Source organism: Commensalibacter oyaizuii (assembly GCF_029953265.1).
GTDB classification, from domain to species: domain Bacteria; phylum Pseudomonadota; class Alphaproteobacteria; order Acetobacterales; family Acetobacteraceae; genus Commensalibacter; species Commensalibacter oyaizuii.
Genome location: NZ_JASBAO010000001.1, coordinates 1,666,011 through 1,686,248 on the forward strand (window position 1 = coordinate 1,666,011; position 20,238 = coordinate 1,686,248).

General features: G+C 34.9%; 19 protein-coding genes. 14 read left to right on the forward strand and 5 right to left on the reverse strand.

What is annotated here, in order from left to right; translation table 11 throughout:
- Positions 1 to 198 precede the first annotated feature (198 nt).
- From QJV27_RS07475 to QJV27_RS07490, 4 genes are all read left to right on the forward strand, one after another.
- Positions 199 to 381: a YqaE/Pmp3 family membrane protein gene (locus QJV27_RS07475; RefSeq protein WP_281448304.1), complete on the forward strand. Its 183-nt coding sequence runs from the start codon at positions 199 to 201 to the stop codon at positions 379 to 381.
- Between the two features lie 150 nt (positions 382 to 531).
- On the forward strand, positions 532 to 864 hold the full coding sequence (gene hdeA, locus QJV27_RS07480; RefSeq protein WP_281448305.1) for an acid-activated periplasmic chaperone HdeA: 333 nt from the start codon (positions 532 to 534) through the stop codon (positions 862 to 864).
- A 235-nt stretch (positions 865 to 1,099) separates the two neighbouring features.
- Entirely contained in the window at positions 1,100 to 2,473 is a 1,374-nt protein-coding gene (dalD, locus tag QJV27_RS07485) for a D-arabinitol 4-dehydrogenase (RefSeq protein WP_281448306.1), read from the forward strand.
- Between the two features lie 148 nt (positions 2,474 to 2,621).
- Positions 2,622 to 3,896 carry an MFS transporter gene (locus tag QJV27_RS07490; RefSeq protein ID WP_281448307.1) on the forward strand — a complete coding sequence of 425 codons (1,275 nt, stop codon included), beginning with the start codon at positions 2,622 to 2,624 and terminating at the stop codon, positions 3,894 to 3,896.
- 68 nt (positions 3,897 to 3,964) lie between these two features.
- Here the strand turns inward: QJV27_RS07490 and QJV27_RS07495 are convergent, their stop codons facing one another.
- A complete protein-coding gene (locus QJV27_RS07495) occupies positions 3,965 to 5,152 on the reverse strand; it encodes a hypothetical protein (protein WP_281448308.1) in 1,188 nt (395 codons plus the stop codon).
- 224 nt (positions 5,153 to 5,376) lie between these two features.
- On the opposite strand from QJV27_RS07495, the gene QJV27_RS07500 reads away from it, so the two are divergent.
- Positions 5,377 to 6,294: a glycosyltransferase family 2 protein gene (locus tag QJV27_RS07500; protein ID WP_281448309.1), complete on the forward strand. Its 918-nt coding sequence runs from the start codon at positions 5,377 to 5,379 to the stop codon at positions 6,292 to 6,294.
- A 9-nt stretch (positions 6,295 to 6,303) separates the two neighbouring features.
- The gene (locus QJV27_RS07505; RefSeq protein ID WP_281448310.1) at positions 6,304 to 6,564 is read left to right on the forward strand and encodes a putative hemolysin; all 261 of its coding nucleotides are present in this window, start codon (positions 6,304 to 6,306) and stop codon (positions 6,562 to 6,564) included.
- Positions 6,565 to 6,570: 6 nt separating this feature from the next.
- Here QJV27_RS07505 and cueO read toward each other — a convergent pair whose 3' ends face one another.
- The gene (cueO, locus tag QJV27_RS07510; RefSeq protein ID WP_281448311.1) at positions 6,571 to 8,133 is read right to left on the reverse strand and encodes a multicopper oxidase CueO; all 1,563 of its coding nucleotides are present in this window, start codon (positions 8,131 to 8,133) and stop codon (positions 6,571 to 6,573) included.
- A gap of 384 nt (positions 8,134 to 8,517) precedes the next feature.
- On the opposite strand from cueO, the gene QJV27_RS07515 reads away from it, so the two are divergent.
- Complete coding sequence (locus QJV27_RS07515) at positions 8,518 to 8,784, forward strand: hypothetical protein (RefSeq protein ID WP_281448312.1); 267 nt, start codon at positions 8,518 to 8,520, stop codon at positions 8,782 to 8,784.
- A 356-nt stretch (positions 8,785 to 9,140) separates the two neighbouring features.
- Here the strand turns inward: QJV27_RS07515 and araC are convergent, their stop codons facing one another.
- Complete coding sequence (gene araC, locus QJV27_RS07520; protein WP_281448313.1) at positions 9,141 to 10,004, reverse strand: arabinose operon transcriptional regulator AraC; 864 nt, start codon at positions 10,002 to 10,004, stop codon at positions 9,141 to 9,143.
- 225 nt (positions 10,005 to 10,229) lie between these two features.
- Here araC and QJV27_RS07525 point away from each other — a divergent pair, with 225 nt between their 5' ends.
- The 4 genes from QJV27_RS07525 to QJV27_RS07540 are packed head-to-tail and all read left to right on the forward strand — an operon-like array spanning position 10,230 to position 15,607.
- The gene (locus QJV27_RS07525; RefSeq protein ID WP_281448314.1) at positions 10,230 to 11,888 is read left to right on the forward strand and encodes a ribulokinase; all 1,659 of its coding nucleotides are present in this window, start codon (positions 10,230 to 10,232) and stop codon (positions 11,886 to 11,888) included.
- Positions 11,889 to 11,924: 36 nt separating this feature from the next.
- A complete protein-coding gene (araA, locus tag QJV27_RS07530; RefSeq protein ID WP_281448315.1) occupies positions 11,925 to 13,427 on the forward strand; it encodes an L-arabinose isomerase in 1,503 nt (500 codons plus the stop codon).
- A gap of 44 nt (positions 13,428 to 13,471) precedes the next feature.
- Positions 13,472 to 14,890, forward strand: a complete 1,419-nt coding sequence (locus QJV27_RS07535) for a sugar porter family MFS transporter (RefSeq protein WP_281448316.1) — start codon at positions 13,472 to 13,474, stop codon at positions 14,888 to 14,890.
- Positions 14,891 to 14,905: 15 nt separating this feature from the next.
- The gene (locus QJV27_RS07540; RefSeq protein ID WP_281448317.1) at positions 14,906 to 15,607 is read left to right on the forward strand and encodes an L-ribulose-5-phosphate 4-epimerase; all 702 of its coding nucleotides are present in this window, start codon (positions 14,906 to 14,908) and stop codon (positions 15,605 to 15,607) included.
- A 384-nt stretch (positions 15,608 to 15,991) separates the two neighbouring features.
- Here QJV27_RS07540 and QJV27_RS07545 read toward each other — a convergent pair whose 3' ends face one another.
- The gene (locus QJV27_RS07545; RefSeq protein ID WP_281448318.1) at positions 15,992 to 16,564 is read right to left on the reverse strand and encodes an SIS domain-containing protein; all 573 of its coding nucleotides are present in this window, start codon (positions 16,562 to 16,564) and stop codon (positions 15,992 to 15,994) included.
- Between the two features lie 46 nt (positions 16,565 to 16,610).
- Positions 16,611 to 17,435, reverse strand: coding sequence for a sugar phosphate isomerase/epimerase family protein (locus QJV27_RS07550; RefSeq protein ID WP_281448319.1), 825 nt, complete (start codon positions 17,433 to 17,435; stop codon positions 16,611 to 16,613).
- Between the two features lie 398 nt (positions 17,436 to 17,833).
- On the opposite strand from QJV27_RS07550, the gene QJV27_RS07555 reads away from it, so the two are divergent.
- From QJV27_RS07555 to QJV27_RS07565, 3 genes are all read left to right on the forward strand, one after another.
- Positions 17,834 to 18,490 (forward strand): class II aldolase/adducin family protein, encoded by a 657-nt coding sequence (locus QJV27_RS07555; protein WP_281448320.1) that lies wholly within the window; start codon positions 17,834 to 17,836, stop codon positions 18,488 to 18,490.
- A 41-nt stretch (positions 18,491 to 18,531) separates the two neighbouring features.
- The gene (locus tag QJV27_RS07560) at positions 18,532 to 19,479 is read left to right on the forward strand and encodes a carbohydrate kinase family protein (RefSeq protein WP_281448321.1); all 948 of its coding nucleotides are present in this window, start codon (positions 18,532 to 18,534) and stop codon (positions 19,477 to 19,479) included.
- A gap of 92 nt (positions 19,480 to 19,571) precedes the next feature.
- A complete protein-coding gene (locus QJV27_RS07565; RefSeq protein ID WP_281448322.1) occupies positions 19,572 to 20,162 on the forward strand; it encodes a DUF3828 domain-containing protein in 591 nt (196 codons plus the stop codon).
- Positions 20,163 to 20,238 lie beyond the last annotated feature (76 nt).

Sequence of the window (20,238 nt, forward strand, 5' to 3'; positions counted from 1 at the left end):
ATTATAACATATTTTTGTTTATTAATGGTAATAAAATTATATTTATAGTAATAAATATTTACTTTATTTAAATATACATACACATTCTATATTAAATAAAAAAAGATTAAAATGTACAGATTCGATTGTATCTTTGAAATATAAAACTATATACTATATTAAATTAGAGTGAATAGTGGATATTCAAAAGGAATTAAAATGAGGTTGTTATTAGCATTACTTTTACCTTTTACTGTCTTTTTTACTATTGGAAAACCTTTCCAAGGGATTTTTTGTTTACTATTACAAATTACGCTAATTGGTTGGATACCTGCAGCGATTTGGGCGGTCTATAGTTTAAGTAATTGGAGAACAGATAAAAAGCTAAGAGATCTCCACTGAACATTAATATATTTGTGTTTCATAAATAAAAATTAACTATTTATTAATATATTTATTATGTTTTTCCAATTTTTTACTAATAAATAGTTTTACGTTATGCATTATTTATGTAATATAGTGTTTATATTGTTTGTTAGATGGAAAAGTTTTATGAAAAAAGCAATGTTATTATTGGCCGCATGTGCGATGTCAGTTTCTACTGTTGTTGGAGCACACGCTGCCGATCAAAAAAATTCTACAAAACCAGTCAATAAATGGGCTTGTAAAGATTTTTTAATGCTGGACAGCAGCTATCGTCCAACAGCTGTTGCCTTTGCTGAAGGGATTACTAAAAAAGATAAAGTTGTGGATCCCATGTTAGATGTTCAAGGAATCGAGAGAGTCGTGCCTATTATCGTGCAAGAATGTACTGATAATAAAAATGATAATTTCGTAGCGAAGGTTAAAGCGCATACTGAAAAATCAACATCAATGACCCATTAGACTTTTATCATTCTTTGTATTGATTTTTCAACGTACAAATAGTGAATCGATAGATAATTAATATTTTCGCAGTCTGAAATCGTATGATTTCAGACTTTTTTGTTTTTAATGCTTATTTTTCTAAGTTATTAAATTATAACTCACAATATTGTGATTTGTAAAAATATTGTTACTTTGCCACTTGATATTACCTTATAATAAAAATTATTTAATAATTAATAAAGAGTTAAGAATTATGACAAATATATGGATGCATATTGGCGCTGGATCATTTCATCGTGCTCATCAAGCGTGGTATTTACATCGTTTATTAAAAGAGGTCGCTGCTGAACAATGGAAGATCGCAATTGGTGGTATTCGTAATGATGTTGTACCTCTTCTTACTGCTCTTTCACAACAAAATAATGAATATATTTTAGAAACTGTCAGTCCACAAGGTGTCCGTGAATACGAAAAAATCACTTCCATAGCAAAAGTTCTGCCATGGGATGAAAAAATGACTGCTCTTATTGAACAAGGTGCAAAGGAAGAAACCAAAGTCATTGCCTTTACCGTTACTGAGGCTGGTTATTATTTAGATACAAGTCATAATTTAGATCCCAATAGCGCAGATATTCAAACAGAATTAAAGGGAACAATTTGCACAATTTATGGTGCAGTCAAGGCGATTTTAAAAGAACGTATTAAACAAAATGGAAAACCTGTTACTCTATTGAGCTGTGATAATTTACGTCACAATGGTGATCGTTTCCGCCACGGTTTTCTTCAATTTCTTGAACTTTGCAAAGATCAAGAGTTAATTGAATGGGTCAAGAAAAATACAACATCACCTAATGATATGGTGGATCGTATTGTTCCTCGTCCAGCTGCTGATTTGGCACCACGTGTTGCCAAAGAAACAGGATTTAATGATAAAGCCCCTGTTATGGGAGAATCATTTATACAATGGGTTGTAGAAGATAACTTTATTAGTGGGCGTCCTGAACTTGAAAAAGTTGGTGTAGAAATGGTGAAGGACGTTCAACCCTATGAAGAAGCAAAGATACGCATTTTAAATGCAAGTCACAGCTGTATTGCTTGGGCAGGTACATTAATTGGGTTATCTTATATTCACGAAGGCACCCACAACCCAGACATTAAAAAGCTAGCTTGGAATTATGTTACTCAGGATGTAATTCCATGTTTAACGCCATGTCCATTAGATCTTGAAGATTACCGAGATGTTGTTTTAGATCGTTTTGGTAATCCCAATATTCAAGATACTAATCAACGAGTAGCAGCTGACGGGTTATCGAAAATTCCAGGGTTTATCACACCGACATTAATTGGATGTTACGATCGTGGTAAAGAGCCGAAAGCAACAGCTGTATTACCAGCTTTGTTCTTTATATTCATGGAAGAGTGGCATCATGGTCGCTTGCCTTATGAATATCAAGATGGAATATTGAATGCAGATACAATGCACGCAATGTTTAACAGTGCTGATCCAATTGCAATTTTTGCAGGGGATAAAGCGTTGTTTGGCAAGATTGCAGGCAAGGCAGAATTTGTCACATTAATTCGTCAAACTGTAAGTGAATTAAAAAACTGGATTAACAGCGCCAAATAATAAACTAATAGATTTATGAATGCATAAGGGCAGTATCTTAGTCGTGAAATGAGTGCTGCCTTTATTTTTCGATAAATTATACGTTTTAATTTGTTATATTATGAAAACCATATTCTTTGGTTATATTGGATATTAAAGGGATTTTTTTATGAGTTCAAAAAAACTTTTATTTGGTTTTATGCCCATTTCATTGATTTGGGGATATATTGCCATTGCTATTTTTATGGCTGGTGATGGTTTTGAAATTGCTTTTTTATCCAAATATATCACGGATATGCGGTTTTCTCAGGAACAGGCTTCTTTTGTTTTTACAGTATATGCTTTTGCTGCTGCCATTGCTGCATGGAGTTCAGGCGTTATTGCAGAGATTGTTACCCCCCAGCGCGCTATGTTAATGGGTTTTGCCATTTGGGTCGTTTTTCACGTTCTATTCATGATTTTTGGAATAGGTATGCATAGTTATTGGCTGATGGTATTATTTTATGGCTTGCGTGGATTTGGATATCCTTTATTTATTTATTCATTTATTATTTTGATTATCCATAATGTTCCAGAGGCAAAAATATCAACAGCAATGGGATGGTTTTGGGCCGCTTATTCGGTGGGATTGGGAACAATTGGTGGATTATTACCTGGTTATACAAACCCTGTTATGGGGGAAACAGGAACTTTATGGTTTTCATTGATATGGATTGTTATTGGTGGGCTTCTTGCACTATTTGCATTACGTAAAGTTAAAATAGATGAAGAAAAGGCTAATCTGCCTGTGCAAGAAAAGATGCAGGAGTTAACACGCGCAATTACAATTTTATTTACTAATAAATATATTTTTATGTCCGCCCTAATTCGTATTATTAATACGGTACCTTTATTTGGGGTTGCTGTGATTATGCCTTGGTTTTTGGAAGGCGACCCTCAACATAATCTTGCTGGTTTGGGTTTTTCAAATACGGAATGGCAGCAAATATGGGCATTGTTTTTAACCATTACTATTTTTACCAATGTGTTGTGGGGAATAATGGGTGATCATATTGGCTGGTTAAGACAGGTTCGTTGGGTTGGCTGTATCGGTGGTGTATTTTCTTGTTTAGCGTTCTATTACGTGCCACTTCATTTTGGTCATAATTATTATGCAGCAATGATTCCTGCTATTATGTTGGGGATTACTGTCGCTGCTTTTGTGCCAATGACCGCTGTATTTACGACCCTTGAACCTCATCATCAAGGGGCAGCTGTTTCTATTTACAACCTTTCAGCATCGCTTAGTCAGAGTGTGGCGACAGCAATTGCAGGATTAGCAATCGGTTTTGTTGGTATTTCTGGTGTGTTGTGGATTTATGCAGGACTTTACGTATTTGCTGCCATCTTAACTTATTTTATCAAAGTTGATCAGCCAAAACTAGTAAAGACAGCTAAGATTTAGATTTATAAAACTTAATTTTAAGATCTTTATTTATCAAATAAAGATCTTATTTTTTGTTGTAATTAAATTTATTGTTTTGGAATTGTAAATTTCCACACATGATTGCCAGGCCATGCATAGAAAGTATAATTTGGGTCTTGTTTCCAAAGACTTACTTGTGTTTTCCATGTTAATGAAGAGGGGGCAGTTTGTTTAAGGGCAAAAAAGTTGATAGCTCCAACTATACATAACCATATTCCTAAACCATAACAAAAATATTGACCCTTTTTGGGTAAGGTCGTTGATAAAAATACCAAGATTAGAACGAATATAGTTTCAGTTAAAAAAACATAACGTTGATTCCATGCTAAATGGTAAAACCAACTGATGGGTCCAATCGAGCCATATATACAAATAAATTGTATATTTAAAAGAGAAAGAAATAATATACCAAGCGTCCAACGTGTTTTAGGGTATTGGTATAGACAAAATATAAGAATTGATAAGATAATTATCCCACCTATACATGGTAAAATTGGAATAGTATTCGTTTCTCTTAACTGATTAATTGTTTCAAGATATTGAATTGAAAAATCGTGGATACCTATAAAAGGTGCTATAAAATTACGTGTAAATAAAACAGTTAAAAAATCAACCAGTGAGAAGTGAAAACTACGGGCTTCGTAAGGGCTATAACAGACAAAAAATTGGATACAGCATCCAACAGTAAAAAAGAAAAATTGTTCCAGTCGCAAATATTGACGATCTAATAAAAGCTTAATGCCAAGGATCGGAACAAATAAGACCGCTATCATACTGGATAAAGAGGCTAAAACTAGGATAAAAAGTTTGAAATAACGTTGGTGGTACTGTGCTTTTAATAAAATAATAACGACGATAGCGATAATTAACGTAAATTGAGTATGTAAGCTCTCCATTGAGAGCTCTACGTGTTCTGGAACGAATATTAAAAGTAATGTTAATAATAATCGTGTTTTAAAACAAGACAGCCACTGATCTGAAGCAGTCAAAAGCAAAAAAAGGGGTATTATTTGAAATATTAGTCCATATATACTGGTAAAAAATGGGGCATATTGCAAAGGGACAAATGTCTTTGCTATCCAAATTGAAAAATTCGCAGCTAAATTGAGGTAACCGCCATAAACTCGAAAGATTGTATCAATATCAGAATGTGTCCAAGCATCTTGGAAAAGAACTGCCTCATCTTCCCAAAACCGTCCATAAATTAAAATATCAGGGGAACGAAGACATTCCATAAATATGAATAATAAAATCAATAGGATTGTTTGTAGAGATTTATTTTTAAAAAAAGCAAACATAATGTCCCGAAAACTATTCATCAATAAATGATATGAATGCTTTACTCATTATCGTTATTCTAAGAAGAGTTCAACAACTTAAAAATTAATGGATTATATTGCAAAACCTTTATATGCTGCTTTTATGAAAAATTTAAAACTTATGATAAATTGTTAAGAATATGAAACTTGGTATCGCAATAACAACATTGAATCGTGCTGAGTGTTTACTAGAACAAATTCGAATGATTCAAAAATTCTCTGTATCTGAATACGAACTAATTGTTTGTGATGATGGATCATCTGATAATACAATTGACTTATTAGAAAAAGAGAATATTTCTTATATCTCAAGTGAAAATAAGGGCATAGCTTGGAATAAAAATAGAGGTATTTATTATCTTACTAATTATACTTCTGTAGATGCATTTATTTTACTAGATGATGATATATATCCAACTATGTACGGCTGGGATATTGAGTGGGGTAAAGCTGCTCAATTACATGGTAGTGTTACTTTCATTATTCCAGAATGGAAAAAACATTTGGCTTTTGGAAATTGTACAGCGTGTAATCCAGGTTTAACGCCAATAATTGCAGGTTCTTCTATCGCTTTTAGTCGTGAGGCATTCCCTTTTGTTGGGTATATGGATAATCGATTTGGACGTTATGGTCACGAGCACACAGATTACTCTACGCGCTATGTAAAAGCTGGGTTTGGTGGTTTGATAAAAAATGACAAATCTATTTTATATGCTGTTGTTGATAGCGGTTTAGAATTAATCCCAATTGTATCCAATGGTAGTACAGAAGAGGCTAACAGAAATGAACCTATTTTACATAGGTTAAGTAATGAACCTCTTTTTCGTCAGCCTTGGTTTAATGATCAACAACAGCAAGCTTTTTTGTCTGAATTTAAAGATATTGGATATAAGATTACTATACCAGAATGGGATATACTGCGTGATTTCGATAGGGAATTTTATTTAGCAACCTATCCAGATGTAAGAGCATCAGGTATTGATCCTGTTAAGCATTATTATTTATATGGTCGCCATGAAAATAGAAAAAATAAACCCGATCCAACTGGTGATGAGTAAATAAGTTCTATGCAGTGTTCGAAGTTTTTCAATTATGCGATTATGTTAGGATTGTTGGTTTTGACAGGATGTCAAAATCATCAAAAATTTCAAAAATCAAAGACATCCGTAGGAAAATTAGGTATGGCTAACCCTGCTTCTGTATATTGCTTACAGAAACGGGGAAAATTGATTATGGTAAATACTAAAGAGGGGCAATATGGTGATTGTCTTTTACCTAGTGGTGAGCGGATAGAAGAATGGAAATTATACCGTAAAGACCATACTTAATCAAAGTTAAGCGTGAACGGTAAAACCACACATCATTCCTGTATCTTCATGTTCTAAAAGATGGCAATGGGCCATATAACTTTTTTCTTTACTGGCTAGGTAATCAAAACGTACTAATACTTCGCTGCGTTTGCCTTCTACGTGGACAATATCTTTCCACCCTGTACGGTGGTGTGCTGGTTTTTCATTATTTTCAGATAAAATACGAAATTGAGTACCATGAATATGAAATGGGTGAATCATCATATCACCTTCTCCTGAGATAATCCATTTTTCATATCGCCCTTGTTTGATATCAAATAAAGGGTGATTAATGTCATATGCTTGGTTATTGATTTTATTAGCATTGTGAAAATCAAAAGATGCGTTGGACCCATGTTGCTGCATATTGTGATAAGACATTGGCATTTTATGATTCGTATGCATATGAGATGCAGATTGCTCCCCATATTGATCTTGAAAAGCTTGCATACCCATCTGATCTAACTTTGGATCCATAGTAAGATGCAATAAGCGTGTTTTAATGTTTGAAATGGGGGATATGTCAGGAATATCAACCAAATAATCAGGTAATGTTTGAGTATTTTTTGTAGTTGAAGGTTGAATGGTTAATAAAGGAACAGAGTGATTAAAGGGTGGTAAGCTCATTCCCATCTGATGAACAGGTTCTGTGATCAAATCAAAAGCTTTCCCGTCCGAGGTATTAATTAGTATTTCGAAACGTTCACCCATCCAAATTGGTAAATGCGAACAAGTAACGGGCTCTTTTAAAAAACCACCGTCGCTAGCAATAACATAAAAAGGTCGCCCATCACTGGTCGTTAGATTAAGGGTACGGGCATTACATCCATTTAATAATCGTAGACGAACCCATCCTCTGGGGGTAACGTGGCGTGGATGTTCAACACCGTTGGTGAAAATACGATTACCAAACCACCCTAAAGCAGCACTCATAATATCTAATTTATAGGTAATTTGTCCTTTTTGATCAAAAGTTTTATCTTGTAAAATAATAGGGATATCATCCACCCCCCATGTTTTTGGAATTGGCAGCTGTTTTGATTTTTCGTCTTGAATTAAAACGAGCCCAGCCAAACCCATCATGACTTGTTTGCCTGTTTTGCCGTGGGTGTGCGGATGCACCCAACATGTAGCAGCAGGTTGAGTAACGGTAAATTGCGTTGTTTTTGTTGTTTTTGCAGGGATTAAATCTTGCGGTCCACCGTCCGCTGCCCCAGGAATAATTAATCCATGCCAGTGCAATGTTGATTCTTCTGGTAATTGATTGTGAATAGCAACCGTGACCTGTTGCCCAGTTTTTAATTGGATTGCAGGGCCAAGAAAGGATTGATTAATACCCCACGTTTTTGTGTTTATTCCTGGTACCCATTGGGTGAAACCTTCTTGTAAAGTAAGGTTAATTTTTCCATCAGCGTCAGGCAGTAGAAGGGACGGGATGGGTAGAGGGGTCCTTTCTTTTGCATAAGTAGTTTTAGACCATAATAGGGAAGTCCCAGTTAAAGCGAAAAGTGAAGAGAGTTTAATAAAATCACGGCGTTGTATTGTCATCGTATTTTCTTTTGTACGTACTATATTAAAAATTAGATGTTAATATTAAATAAAATATCCAATCATATTTTGTCAGAATAAAGGTCTTTTTGAATTAAAAAATGCATTGGAAAGGCAGAATTATTAGACGGTCGAGAAACCAATCAGCGTTGTTAAGAATTTATCTGGATTAAGTATACTTTTAATGAATTAAATTATATAAGAACATCATTAATTATAACTTTATCTCAGTAGAAATTTGAGTAAATTCCTTTATTTTGTTATATTTTATCTACCTTATAAAATACAAAATATTTAACTTTTAAAATAGTTATAATTTATATCTAATAATTAAGAATGCCGAATTAATTTAATATTTTACTATAAATTAAGAGGAGATGAATAATGAGTAATCTAGATGAATTGCCTAAGTATGTTTATGTTATTGGCTGGATTGGAACATTTACAGCATGTTGTATGTATATATTTTATATCCCGCAAATTTTAGATAATTTACATGGGCATGTTACTAATCCATTACAACCTGCAGCTGCAACAATAAACTGTTTACTGTGGGTATGGTATGGGATAAAAGTCAAAGATTGGCCGGTGGCTGCTGCAAATGCACCCGGTATTTTGTTTGGGGCTATTGCATTTTTTACAGCGTTTTAAACGTAGTTTTCTTACTAAATATTATTTTGATTATCACACCCAATAGACTATTAAGTTACACATTTAAACTTCTTTTATTTAAGTTACTTTCTAGTTAAATGAAGTACATTTTAATTTTGATTGGGCTCCGATTCAAAAAATATTACCAAGTTGAGTGTTTTATTTTGTTTTGCTAGTTAATAAATCGATTTATATTTCTTTGAAATATTGAGTATTTTTTTGATAACTCGTGCTAATAACTTGATAATTTTTCTTCTTGGGTACACTGATATTATACATGAATTAATGAAATAATAAAAACTCATTGAATAGAATAAACATTATTTCATTAATTCAAGCATTTATTTAAAAAACGATTAATTATTATAAAATACATAACGAAATTTTTTTGGGCTTAATCCCGTTTTACTTTTAAAAACTCGAGAAAAATAAAATTGATCCGTATACCCTACATGTTGTGCAATTTGATATATGGATAACGGGGTTGTTTGCAATAAAAATTTAGCTTTATTTATTCTTTGATCTTCTCTCCATGAAATAATACTGACCCCTGTATATTCTTTGAATAAATGGGAAATACGTGAAGGGGATAAGTGAACATGTTGAGCAATTTGCTCAATAAATGATTTGTCTTGTGCAAGGGTATTAAGATTTTCAGATATGAAATTACATGCTAGGGTGACACGGTAATCATAGTTTTTTTCATTTTCTACAGATATGGTTTGCATTCTTTGTATTAGAAAATTTTCTAATAAATTCATCGCAAGCATTTCAGAATATGTATTTGATGATTGTGCAGTTTTGACAATTTTTAAAAATAATGCTTTTAAATCTTCACTTAATTGATGCTCAGGCCGAAAATAACCTATCTGACCAATTTGCAGTGGCCATAATAACCATTTTGTCCATATAGCTCTGGGTTTAAAATAGACCCAATAATGGTACCATTGTTCTACATTTGCCCTGCGACCATAATAGTGTGGTGTATTTGGAGGGAAAATTAAAAAATCACCAGGTTTACTAATAAATGACTTATCATCGCAATAAATAGCGCCTTCTCCCAAGATGGTTAAATTAATGATAAATCCTTCCATACCTTTGGGTCGATCAACATAAAAATCATAAATGCCTCCCTTATCTATGGGTGTTAATCCTGCAACTAGATAAGCGTTAAAGGAATATCCCGGCAAAAGTGGATCATTGTTTTGTTCGACAGTCATGATAATCACGTTTATTTGATAGTATTATTCAATATAATTATACATATTTTTTAGCAGAAAAATACATTTTTTATAGAATTATCGTCTATTTATTATCACTTTTGTCTTACTCCAGACAAAACTGCACAATTCTACATATTTTCAACGATTTAGTGCATATTGTTTTGGGTTGTTAAAGAATAGTCTTAAGTTACATTTCAGTACGTTGATAAGGTATTCTTTAGTATGAAAGATAATATCTCAATAGGCTTAGATTTTGGCAGTGACTCAGTTCGTGCAATTGCCGTAAATTGCCAAACAGGACAAGAAATAGCTAACGAAGTTATAGATTATCCAAGATGGAAAAAGAATCTTTATTGCGATTCCGTTAAAAATATATTTCGTCATCATCCCCTTGATTATATTGAATCTATGGAGAAAGCTATTTTAGCCGTAGTTCAAAAATTAGGTCAGGATTCACAATATATCGTATCAATTGGGGTTGATAGTACCGCATCAACACCAGCCCCTATTGATCAAGATGGAAACGTATTAGCATTAAGACCTGAATTTGCAGATAATCCAAATGCAATGTTTGTCTTATGGAAAGACCATAGCTCTATTAAGCAAGCAGAAAAAATTAATCAGCATTGTCAGCAAGAAAAATATGCGCGCTATCTAGGCACTTGCGGTGGAATTTATTCTTCTGAATGGTTCTGGGCAAAGATTATGCATGTTTTTAAAGAGGATGAAAAGGTCAAACGCGCAACGGCCTCTTGGGTTGAATTGTGTGATTGGGTGCCTTCTTTATTATCTGGAACCAACGCACCGCAAAATATCAAGAGGGGTCGTTGCGCTGCGGGTCATAAAAGCTTGTGGAGTGAAAAATGGGGGGGGCTGCCACCATATGAATTTTTCAAAGATCTAGATTCAAACTTGGTTGAGTATCTTCCATATCCTTTATTTACCGATACATACACAGCGGACATTCCCGTTGGTAAAATAACTGCCGAATGGGCATCAAGACTGCATCTTTCTGAAGATGTTGTTATTTCTGGGGGTGCTTTTGATTGTCATATGGGGGCAATTGGTGCTGGCGCAAAACCGTATTCTCTTGTTGAAGTAATTGGTACTTCAACATGTGTTATTTTGGTTGCAGAAAAGGACTGTATTCAAGAAAATATTGTTCAAGGTATTTGTGGTCAGGTCGATGGTAGCGTTATTCCAGATTATATCGGGCTGGAAGCGGGTCAATCTGCATTTGGTGATGCCTATGCTTGGTATCAGCGGCTCGTTTCTTGGCCGTTGGAACAACTAAAAAAAGAATTGCCTGATAATCAAGATGTTATCAAAAAAATAGAAAAAAATTTACTCAATTCTCTTGCTGAGCATTGGGAAAAAAATATGGATCTGGATCATTTGCCCATTGTTTTGGATTGGTTAAATGGTCGAAGAACCCCAAATGCTAATCAACGATTAAAAGGCACCTTTACTGGAATTACTTTGGCTACGGATACGGCCACATTATTTGGCAGTTTAATCGTTTCCACCGCGTGTGGGGCTAGAGCTATTATGGAATGTTTTATTGATCAAAATGTTCCAGTTCATTCGATCGTGGCGATCGGAGGGATTTCTAAAAAATCGCCAATTATTATGCAAACTTGTGCTGATGTGATGGGGCGTCCCATCGATATTTGCCAGTCAGATCAATGTTGTGCCCTGGGTGCTGCGATTGTTTCTGCTGTTGCTGCTGGGATTTATAGCAGTATTTCAGAGGCTCAACAATATATGGCAAGTCCAATTAGCACAACATTCACGCCAGATCCTCACAAATCAAAACAGTATCAAGCCATATATGAACAATACATTCAATGGTCTGAAGTTTGTGAGCCTCAATATAGTTAATCAATAGTATAAATTTTAAAATAAAAGAGAATAAAAATGTCTTATTTCAAGGAATACGAAGTTTGGTTTGTTGCTGGCAGTCAACATTTATACGGCCCAAAAACATTACAAGACGTTGAGGCAAACGCCAAGGAAGTTGCAAAATATTTTAACGAGCAAGTTAACTTTCCTGTAAAGATCGTTTACAAACCTATTGTTACACGCCCAGAAGAGATTACAGCCTTATGTCGCGAGGCAAATTATAGCCAAAATTGTATCGGCATCATGACCTGGTTACATACATTTTCTCCAACAAAAATGTGGATCAATGGCTTAAACATTTTAACAAAACCACTCTTTCAATTAGATACTCAATATAATGAAACCGTTCCATGGAGTACAATGGATATGGATTTCATGAATTTAAACCAAACTGCACATGGTGGCAGAGAGTTTGGTTTTATGTGTGCACGTATGAAAATACCAACGACAGTTGCAATTGGTTATTGGAAAGATTCAAAAGTTCATGAAAAAATTACCAGATGGATGCGTGTATCCGCAGCAATTCTAGCAGAGCAATCGTTAAAAGTTGTACGCTTTGGCGATAATATGCGTGAAGTTGGTGTAACAGAAGGCAACAAAGTTTCTGCACAAATGAAGTTTGGGTATTCTGTAAATACCCATGCTGTTGGTGACTTGGTTCAAGTGATAAATGGTATTTCGCGAGGTGATATTGATGCCTTGGTAGATGAGTATGAAACCTTATATCGTTTTAGTCCTGTGACACAAAAAAATGGTGAAAAACGTCAAAACGTAATTGATGCAGCCCAAATTGAATTGGGAATTAAAAAATTCCTAGAACAGGGTGGGTATTCTGCTTATACTAATACATTTGAAGATTTATACGGTATTAAACAGCTTCCTGGTATTGCTTCACAACGGTTGATGCAACAAGGATATGGATTTAGTGCCGAAGGGGACTGGAAAACATCCGCATTTCTAAGAACAATTAAAGTTATGGCCAGCGGTATTGATCGTGGAACTTCTTTTATGGAAGATTACACCTATGACTTTACCAAAGGACAAGAGTTGGTCATTGGTTCTCATATGTTGGAAGTCTGTCCATCTATTGCTGATGAAAAACCCCTAGTAGATGCCCAATATTTAGGGATTGGGGGCAAAGATGATCCGGTTCGTTTGATTTTTAGATCCCGCCCTGGGCCAGCAATTAATGCCAGTTTAATTGATTTGGGTAATCGCTTTAGATTGGTTACAAACGCTTTAGAAACGATTGAACAGCCTCATCCTCTTCCTAAGCTTCCTGTTGCTTGTGCAGTGTGGAAACCAAAACCTTCTTTGGATATCTCGACTCAAGCATGGATTGCAACGGGGGCAGCCCACCATTCTGTTTATACACAGGCATTGGATATGGAATATTTCCGCCTTTATGCAAAGCTGAAGAATATCGAAATTGCTGTTATCGATGAAGATACAAATATTCATCAGTTCGAAAAAGAGCTTTTGTGGAACGATATTCTTTATTCCAACAAAGCAAAATAAGAGAAGACTATCGATGTAAAACTCTAATAAAGTGAGTAAAGATAATGCAGCAATCCGTATTATTAGAAAAATACGATGAAAAAAGAGAAGCTTCTGCAAAAAGGGCAACTTTTCTTATCGGTCTTGCAGCAGCAATGGCAGGATTATTATTTGGTTTGGATATTGGCGTTATTTCAGGTGCGCTTCCTTTTATTACTAAAGATTTTCAATTGACCAATCATTTACAAGAATGGGTTGTCAGTTCAATGATGTTGGGTGCTGCATTGGGGGCTATTTCTAATGGATGGTTTTCTTTTAAACTGGGTCGGAAATATAGCTTATTGATTGCCTCATGCCTGTTTATAGCAGGCTCAATTGGCTCTGCTTTGGCTAATAATGTGGAGATCATGATTTTTTGGCGAATTATTCTTGGGTTTGCTGTGGGGGTTGCCTCTTATACTGCTCCATTATATTTGTCTGAGATGGCCCCCCCAGAAGTCCGTGGAAAAATGATTTCTGGGTACCAATTGATGGTTACGTTGGGTATTTTGGTTGCTTTTCTTTCTGATACTTATTTTACCTCAACAGGAAACTGGCGCATGATGCTTGGGGTATTATGTTTTCCTGCATTTATACTGTTGTTGATGATTTTTTCATTGCCTAATACACCGCGCTGGCTTGCTGCAAAAGGTCGAGAAGAAGAAGCATTAAAGGTACTTTCTCATATTCGAAATGATGATGAAAAAGTGAAAAAAGAGTTTGATGAAATTAAGGAAAGTCTAAAAATTAAACAAGAAGGCTGGTCTCTTTTCAAAGCAAATTCTAACGTTCGCCGTGCAGTATATTTGGGAATGGTATTACAAGCCATGCAGCAATTTACCGGCATGAATATTATTATGTATTATGCGCCTGAAATCTTTAAACGTGCAGGTTTCCAAACTAATCATCAACAAATGATTGCAACAATCATCGTAGGTTTGACCTTTGTCTTTGCAACTTTTATCGCAATTTTTACAGTCGATAAGTTGGGACGTAAACCCATTTTGAAAGTGGGATTTGGGGTTATTGCATTTGGCACGTTGGTTCTTGGATTTTGTTTACACCTTATTGATAATGGCAACACTTCTGCCCTGATTTCATATGCTTCTGTTGGTATGGCAATTATGTGTATTGGTGGCTATGCAATGAGTGCAGCCCCTGTTGTCTGGATCCTTTGTTCAGAAATACAACCTTTAAAAAGTCGTGACTTTGGGATTGCCTGTTCAACCACAACCAATTGGGTCAGCAATATGATTATCGGAGCAACATTCCTGACCTTAATTCAAACATTTGGAATCAGTTGGACATTTTGGATTTATACAACTTTAAATATTGCATTCATTTTTATTGTAATCTTTTTTATTCCAGAAACCAAAAACGTCACTTTAGAGCACATCGAAAAAAATCTCATGAATAACAGGCCTTTGCGCGAAATCGGAAATTAGTTTAAGGAACAAAAAATGCTTAAAGCATTAAAAGAACAGGTTTTTGAAGCGAATATAGCTTTAACAAAACATCATTTGGTTGTGTTAACTTGGGGAAATGCCAGTGCTATCAATGATGATCGAGATTTAATGGTTATTAAGCCTTCTGGTGTACAGTATCAAGATATGAAACCCAGTGATATGGTTGTGGTTAACGTTGATACAAGCAAAGTTGTTGACGGATATCTAAATCCATCGTCAGATACGGAAACACATCGGATTTTATATCAACAATTCAAAGATGTTGGTGGTATCGTTCATACACATTCTAGACATGCTACGATATGGGCACAAGCTGGAAAATCCATTAATCCCTTAGGAACGACGCATGCTGATTATTTTTATGGGGCTGTTCCTTGCACCCGATTAATGACTAGGGAAGAAATAGAAACGAATTATGAATTACAAACAGGTAAAGTTATAATTGAAACTTTTAAAAAACTGAATTTAAATCCTTTGGATATGCCAGCAGCTCTAGTACATTCTCATGGTCCATTTACTTGGGGGAAGGACGTAATGCAAGCTGTTGATCATGCTATTATTTTAGAAGAAATTTGTTATATGCAAATGTTTTCCTGTATGCTTGTGTCAAACCTTGGAAATATGCAAAAAGATTTGCTTGATAAACATTATTTACGCAAGCATGGTGTGAATGCTTATTACGGTCAAAAAGGTTAAGATTAGGCGCATATCAAGAATATTCAGTTTATTTCTTAATGCGTTGTGTATATTTATAAATCGTTGATACAAAAGATTTAAAGTCTAGTTTAAATTTCGTTAAAATTCAAACTAGACTTTATTAAATTTAGATTCATAAATATAGTTTTCAGATAGAGAAAGCATAATAAAACACGATAGTAGACTCGCTCGTCTGGTGAATACTATAGTGATGCTTTGATTTCTTTTATTGTTATTAGAATTGTGGTTGGTGCCGTGTAAGGAAAAAAGAAGAATAATACGATTATCAAATAAATGTGTGGATAGAAGCTATATTATTCTTTTTATGTTTCAGATATTTTTGTGGAAATGATGATCTTGAACGATATTTCGTATCGTACAAGATCAAGCAAAGTCACCACATAACCCTTCTAGATTGGTATGTCTGTTTTTCATCTTATCCAAAGCAATGTCGCACTGATCCATAATCATCATGGTAACGATATCTGTAAAAAGAAAGAGTGATTGCTCTAGTAATGTGGACATGGGTTGTATGGAAGGTATTTCATTTTCCGTGCCAAAAATTTGCCCTGGAACTCTAACTGCTAGGTCTGCATATTGTCCATGTTCGTTTTCGGGGTGGGCAGTTAATAATACAATTCTAGCACCTGCCTCTTTGGCTAGTTTTATAATATTTAACTCTACGTTGGTGACAGCACAATGGACAATTAATAAATCCCCCTTACCAATACATGGGGTAGTGGTGTCATATACCACATAACTATCAAATCCCATATGCTTTAACCGCATCGCAAATCCACGCACGGATAATTGCATTCTGCCCATAGCATATAATTGAATGGTTTTTGCTTTTCGAATTTCGTCGATAAGACTTTGAATTTGTTTTTCGTCAATCGCCATTAGTGTTTCACGATTTTCCTGAATAATTTTATTAACAAAATCTTGATAAGTTGACACGACAAACTCCTTATTAAATATAATATTGCTGGGTTATAAAGTTATATCAGCTGCCCAGTGCACGGATAGCCTGTACTGATTTTACCAGTTGTTTTTGTAAGACCTCTTTGAAACCTTCACCTTTGTTGGTGTTAAATGGATCGGGTCCAGGTGCTGCAACTTCTAAAATAATAGGGCCACTATATTGAATATCATTTAACGCACCGAATTGGGCAGCAAAATCTGTATGACCTTCACCAATGGCACCCCTGTTTGAGTCAGCGGCATGGTATAAACCAATATGATGATGTCCCAAGCGTAAAGCCTCTGCTGGATTAGCCTCTTCAATATTCATGTGATAAGCATCAGGTAATAATTTAAGATTAGGAGCGTTGACTCGTTTTAAAAAGTCCAAACCTTCTGTAACCGTACGGATTTGATGACTTTCATAGCGGTTAAGAATTTCAAACACAATATTTAAACTGGCACTTTTGGCCATTTCGCATATTTTTTGAGTACTATCTACTAATAAATCGTTTTCTTCCTCTTGTGTGGAAATGGGACGAATGCGTTGTACTAAACCATGACAAGAGATAATTGGTGCTGTTAATTTTTGATCTAGTTTCAAAACCCATTCGATTAATTTTTCATAATAGGTTAAGCCTTCTTGCCTGATTTTACGGTCAGGATGTGCAATATCTGCATCCCCAGGGGTAATAGAAAATATTTCTAATCCTTTGTCACTAAATAATTGCCCTGCCTGAACTGGATTAATACGATTAATATCGCCGTGCAGTTCCGCCCCATGTAATCCACATTGATGCAGACGTTGAGTGGTTACTTCCAATGGTTCGTTATTAAAAATCCATGTACAACATCCAATTTTACGCATGATGATTTCCTTATTTAAAGATGTTGATGTATGTTCTTTTGTCTTTGCAGATCAAAGACTAAATTTCATGGGATATAACGATAACAGTCCTTTGTATTTTTCTTGAAAACACATTTTTGTGTTCGTGATAGATTAAAAGATTTATTTTTATAATAAACAATCTATCTCGTTGATTCTCAAATATAATTATCAAGCCTTATGTATATTTTAAGTAAAGAATGATAGGGTAAATTAATTGTCATTTTAATTATAAGTAAAGAAAAACTATATTAGAAAAGAAAAATATATCTTGTCTGTAGTTTATATTTTTATATTGATGTTAATGAATATAATAAACGAATTGGGATAAGTTATATCTGGCTTTTTAAATATACAAGATAACGGTGCGAGTTGCTTTTATGAATTATAACTTTTCCCCTGTTGAATTAGAAAAACGCTTTGCCATTATAGAGGCATGCCTTGAAATGAATCGACTGGGTATTAATCAGGGAACATCGGGAAATATCAGTATTCGGCATGAAAATTATTTGTTAATTACGCCAACTAGTATTCCCTATAATCAATTAAAACCAGAGTCTATCGTACGTCTTGAAATGGATGGTACATCCAAAGGATTGTTTAAACCCTCCAGCGAATGGCGTTTTCACTTGGATATTATGAAATCCAGACCCGAGGTAAATGCAGTGGTGCACACGCATGCAATATATTCAACGATTATATCTATCTTGGGAATGGAAATTCCAGCTATTCATTATATGGTTGGGGTTGCAGGTGGGGATAATATCCGTTGTGCTCCTTATGCAACTTTTGGCAGTGAGGCATTATCTAAAAATGCGGTTGAGGCATTAAAAGGGCGTAAAGCCTGCCTATTGGAACATCATGGGATGATTGCAGTAGGTGCAAACCTATCCAAAGCATTGTGGTTGGCTGTCGAGGTAGAAACGCTGGCAAGACAATATCATGGTATTTTGCAGTTGGGAAAAGTTAGAACGTTGCCCAAAGAAGAAATGGCAAAAATTAGCGATCAGATCAGTAATTATGGTCATGCAGATTAGATAGTATTTAAGCAGTGTAATATTAACTAGGGAAAAAAGTAATGGCACGTTTTGATGTAACTTCGATTGGATTATGTGTTGTAGATTTATTGGGCAGGGTTGTTCATCGTATTCCAGAAGGGGGAAAGTTGGAACTGATTGACGAAATTCGTATGACCGTTGCGGGTACTGCGGGGGCAACGGCGATGGATTGTGGTATTTTAGGCCTTTCTGCGCAAGCTGTTATTACCGTTGGGCAAGATGACATGGGGGATTATATTTGTTCGAAACTATCTAGTTTTGGTGTAGATTGCTCTTTGGTCAAACGTACCGATAAAACACAGACAGCTTCAACGATTTTACCCATTAATGCCAAAGGCGAACGGCCAGCTTTGCATGTTTTGGGGGCCTCTGCCGTATTTACAATTGATGATAAAGATATGGATGCGGTTTTGGATGCCAATATTATTCATGTTGGTGGTACAGGATTGTTAAAAGCATTTGATGGGGAACCCACAGTTCAATTATTGAAAAAAGCCAAAGCTTTGGGTCGCACTACAACTTTTGATTTGATTGGTGCCAGCGCTCAAACCTTTACTGTGGTTGAACCTTGCTTGCCTTATATTGACTATTTTATTCCTAGTATTGAAGAGGCCAGTGAAATGTCAGGCCTGACCGATCCTAAACAGGTTGCTCAATTTTATAAAGAGCGAGGGGTTAAAAATGCGGTATTAACAATGGGTGGGGATGGTGTGTATGTTTCCCCACAAATGGGCGATGATTTTACATTGCCTGCATTTGATATCTCTGTGGTTGATACAACAGGGTGTGGGGACAGTTTTAGTGCTGGTATTATTGTCGGTTTAACCAAAGGATGGGATTTGAAAAAATCTGCCTTGTTTGCGTCTGCGGTGGCAGCAAAAGTTGCCATGGGCTTGGGTTCAGATGGAAAACTGGTTTCGTTTGAAGACACAATAGAGGCTATGAATACATTGAACTTTAAAAAATAATTTACAAATTATTGATTGTATTACCTATTATAATCCTTATTAAATAAAAATTATATATTAATTTCTTATTCAATAAAATAGTAAGGATTATAATGGTAAAAATACTCACCTTCTTATGTGCCACAGTTAACCGTTACTATTGCTTGTGTATTTTAAGCAGTTTATTTTTTCTTTATGCTGGTGAAGCTTATGCTCAGGATACGCCTGTTTCTTTGATACAAAAAGTATATTCCTTTTATACGCCTAAACCCGATGGTAATAACGACGAATTGGGATTTGATCGTAATGGAAAAGAAGAAAAATTATTATTTTCCCCTGATTTCTTAAAAATTATAGAAGCTGATGAAAAAATTACTTCAGCGCATCAAGATGGTAGCTTGATAGATTATGATTTTATTTGTAATTGTCAGGATTTTTTCGATGGTATCGTTGTTACAAATATTGATGTGCTTAGTCAAAGTAATAATAAGGCCGTAGTTAAAGTTTATTATAATTTTATTATCGATAATAACCAAAGCAGTCCATTTGCTGATAATTCTATGCCAGAGCAGACCAATTCCTTCAATCTGATTCGAATAAATCATCGTTGGTACATTGATGATGTTCTAGGCGATAAAAATGAAGGGTTAAAAAAACAATGGCAACAAGAACTTCGACAATATTATCCTAACTCTATTCAATAACATGCGTTTTTATAAGATAAAGGTTTGTGTTAAGGATAATTGTTTAATATGTAATTGTAGTTTACCAGAAAAACTC